Origin of the sequence: Pandoraea sp. B-6, from assembly GCF_000282835.1 — a bacterium.
Lineage (GTDB): Bacteria > Pseudomonadota > Gammaproteobacteria > Burkholderiales > Burkholderiaceae > Pandoraea > Pandoraea cepalis.
Window position 1 is genome coordinate 1 of record NZ_KB290501.1, and the last position, 3626, is coordinate 3626.

Sequence of the window (3626 nt, forward strand, 5' to 3'; positions counted from 1 at the left end):
CAGGTCGCCGCCGCACTGACGCTGCCCTGGCTGGCGCGCCGTCACGCCGATCGCCGTCGCTGGCTCACGCTCGCGCTTGCGTCCACGCTTGGCGGACTCATCGGGCTGGCGCTCGCACCGGTCGCCGCCGCGTGGGCGTGTGTCGGCGCCATCGGTTTCGGGTTGGGGGGCACCTTCTCGCTTGGACTCGTGCTTGCGCTCGATCATCATGCGCATCCGCGTCATGCGGCGGCGCTGGCGGCGTTCATGCAGGGCGTGGGCTTTTGCATCGCGGCGCTGGCGCCGTTCGCCGCTGGCGCGGTGCTCGATCGCACGGGCAGCTTCACGCCGTCGTGGATCGGACTCATCATGCTCAACGTGGCGTTGATCGCGCTGACGTGGCGCTTCGATCCCGCGGGCTATGCGTCGGCGCTTCGCTTGTCGCGCGACACGCCCGGCGGTCACCCTCAGCGCGCATGAGGCGCGCTGAATGCGCGCTCGACGCTCACTCGAAGCGCGCGCCCGGCGTATGCGCCGCACCTCTCGCGCGTTGCGCACGCGAGACACGTATCCCTTAGGCAAAATTCCTGCGGAGTCCCTACGCAATCCGCGCTAAGATTGTTCGTCGTGTGATGTCGCAGCGGGACGTCGGCGCGAGACCGTGATGCCTGGCCGATCGGCTGGATTCGGCCGGGCGCGTGCACCGCTGGATACCAAGGGAGAACGGATGCTCGGAATGTCGCGCGGGGCCGTGGGTCGATCGTTCGGGACGATGCTCGTCGCGCTCGGTGCCTGCAGTGTCGGCGTGGCCTTGCTCGCGTCGTTTCCCTCGCTGGCCGCGGCGGCGGACACGATCGTGCCGCGGCATCCGACCCTCGACGCCGCACCGACCGCGGCGCCTGTTTCCACGCCGAAAGCTTCCTCGCCGCCGACCGGCATCGACCAGCGTGTGCCGCGCAGCGATGGGGCGTATGCCAATCTTCATGTCTTCCGGCCCTCCTTGGCCTGTCGTGGCGTGGCGGTGCTGAGTCCCGGGGCGGGCGACGACCGCGACGCGCTTTCCTGGTTGGGCCGCGCGCTCTCGCAATACGGGTGGCTGACCGTGACCATGGCTCACAAGGAAAGCGGGCACGACTCCTTGCGCGATCGGGTGCGCAGCGGTGGATTGCGCGACGGTTTGCTGGCACTCACTACGGATCCCGAAGCTTACGGTGACCGTCTCGAAGACACCGGGGCGGCGCTGCACTGGGCGCGAACGCAGTGCCGCGCGGGACCGGCCGTCTTCGCGGGGCACTCCATGGGGGCGGCCACCGTGATGATCGAGGCCGGTGCGAAGAACAAGCTCGGGCTCGACAGCAACGACCGTTTCGATGGCTACATCGCGCTCTCCCCGCAGGGGCCCGGCCCGATCTTTCCGTCGGGCGCCTGGCATGACATTCGCAAGCCCGTCCTGTTGGTGACCGGCACACGTGACGCACCACTCGATGGCAAGTGGCAGACGCGCACCGAGCCCTACGCGGATCTGCCTGCCGGTTGCCACTGGCTAGCGGTCGTCGACAGCGCCACGCATTTCAATTTCGCCGGTTTCGGCTATGGTCACGGTGACATCGAGGCCAAGGTGCTGCCGCTGATCCAGCGGTTTCTCGACAACGTGCGCACGCAACGGTGCGCCGTCCCCACGCCGGCGACCGGTGTGAAATTCGAGGCGAAGTAACGCGGGCCCGTGCCCGCCCGAGGGCGAGCCGCTACCGGATGCCGTCAATCGAAGAACCGCTGCGGCATCGGCCGTGTGGGCAGGGGGAATGGGTGGGAAAGGGCGGGAAAGGCGGTGAAAGCCTTCCGTTTTGCCTATCGGTCACAAATCGTCACAAATTTGTGATGCGCCTGGAGCAGTGTCCCAGCGGACGATTGAGATAATGTGAGTGCCCGCTTCGAAGCTTTTGCGGATGTATCTTTCGTCAATCGGCAAATGAGCGGGTAAAATTGCGCGTTCGGCGCAAGCTGGCTACGGTCGGCACGCGCGTTTCACGCTATCTCCAATGCCGATGGAATTCCTGCTCAATTTCGTTTCCCGCATGATTTCCCGCCGTGCCTTGCGCCTGGCGCTCGCCGGCGTACTCAGTGGGTGCGCTCTGGTCAGCGGCGCCGCGCATGCCTTCTCGTTCGACGACGTTGCCAAGCAGGCGCGCACGCTTGCGAACAGCCGCTACAAGCCGAAGGATCCGAATCTGCCGAAGGCGCTGCAGAACCTCTCGTACGATCGCTATCGCAATATCCGCTTCAAGCCCGAAAAGGCGCTGTGGCGTGCGCAAAAGCTGCCGTTCGAGCTGATGTTTTTCCATGAGGGCTCGTACTACGACCGTCCGGTGAAGATCCACGAATTGGCCGGCAACAGTGTGCGCGAACTGCGCTACAGCCCCGACATGTTCGATTTCGGCGCGCTGAAGGTCGATCCCAAGCAGTTGCGCGGGCTCGGCTTCGCGGGGTTCCGCATCCACTTTCCCGTGAACACCCCGAAATACAAGGACGAAGTGATGGTCTTCCTCGGTGCGAGTTATTTCCGCGCGCTGGGCAAGAATCAGACCTACGGCTTTTCCGCGCGCGGGCTGGCACTCGACACCGCGCTCAATTCCGGCGAGGAGTTTCCGCGCTTCACCGAGTTCTGGATCCAGCGTCCGGCCCCTGGCGCCAAGGAGCTGACGATCTACGCGTTGCTCGATTCGCCGCGTGCGACAGGCGCCTATCGCTTTACGCTGCGTCCGGGCGTCGATACGACGGTGGACGTGAAGGCCGAACTGTTCCTGCGTGAGAACGTCACCAAGCTGGGCATCGCGCCGCTCACGAGCATGTTCTTCTTCGGCGAGAACCAGCCCGCGGCGGTGCCCGACTATCGTCCGGAAGTGCATGACTCGGATGGCCTGTCCATCGAGTCGGGCACCGGCGAATGGATCTGGCGTCCGTTAGTCAATCCGAAGCGTCTGCTCGTCTCTTCCTTCGCGTTGACGAACCCGGCCGGATTTGGGCTGCAGCAGCGCGACCGTGACTTCGGCGACTACCAGGATCTGGAGGATCGCTACGAATCGCGCCCGAGCGCCTGGGTCGAGCCCAAGGGCAAGTGGGGGCCGGGCCGGGTGGAGTTGGTGCAGATCCCGACCCCCGACGAGACCAACGATAATATCGTGGCGTATTGGGTGCCGGATGCGCCGCCCAAGCCCAAGCAACCGTATTCGATCGAATACCGGCTGTCGTGGCAGAAGGACAACGACAAGCGCCCGCCGATGGCGTGGGTGTCGCAAAGCCGGCGGGGGCACGGCTACCGGGGAAAACCAGACGACAGTCAGCTGTTCGCGCTCGATTTCGAAGGTCCGGCGCTCAAGAAACTGCCGGAAGATGCCAAGGTCGAAGGGAACGTATCCATCGATGGCAATGGCAAGATCCTCGAAGTGCAGACGCAGCGCAATGACGTCACGGGAGGCTATCGCGTCATGCTCCGCATGCGCCGCCTCGATGCCGAGAAACCCGTCGAAATGCGCGCTTACCTGCGCAACGGCAGTAATACCCTATCCGAAACGTGGAGCTACCTGTTACCCCCCGAATGAGCGACCGTTCCGACATTCCGGTCGACGAGTTGTACGTCGACCGGCTGC

At 64.8% G+C, this 3626-nt stretch carries 2 protein-coding genes and 1 pseudogene; all 3 read left to right on the forward strand.

Features of this window, described 5'->3' with window-relative positions:
* Window positions 1-459, forward strand: a pseudogene (locus A985_RS0105835) (MFS transporter); the annotation flags it as partial.
* A gap of 247 nt (window positions 460-706) precedes the next feature.
* Window positions 707-1693, forward strand: a complete 987-nt coding sequence (locus tag A985_RS24400; RefSeq protein WP_017232466.1) for an alpha/beta hydrolase — start codon at window positions 707-709, stop codon at window positions 1691-1693.
* A 325-nt stretch (window positions 1694-2018) separates the two neighbouring features.
* Window positions 2019-3578 carry a glucan biosynthesis protein gene (locus A985_RS0105845; RefSeq protein ID WP_017232467.1) on the forward strand — a complete coding sequence of 520 codons (1560 nt, stop codon included), beginning with the start codon at window positions 2019-2021 and terminating at the stop codon, window positions 3576-3578.
* The last annotated feature ends 48 nt before the right edge of the window (window positions 3579-3626 follow it).

Bases quoted from the DNA above. Each gene is read 5' to 3' on its own strand.
- A985_RS24400 (WP_017232466.1), top strand. From the start codon at position 707: ATGCTCGGAATGTCGCGCGGGGCCGTGGGTCGATCGTTCGGGACGATG.
- A985_RS0105845 (WP_017232467.1), top strand. From the start codon at position 2,019: ATGCCGATGGAATTCCTGCTCAATTTCGTTTCCCGCATGATTTCCCGC.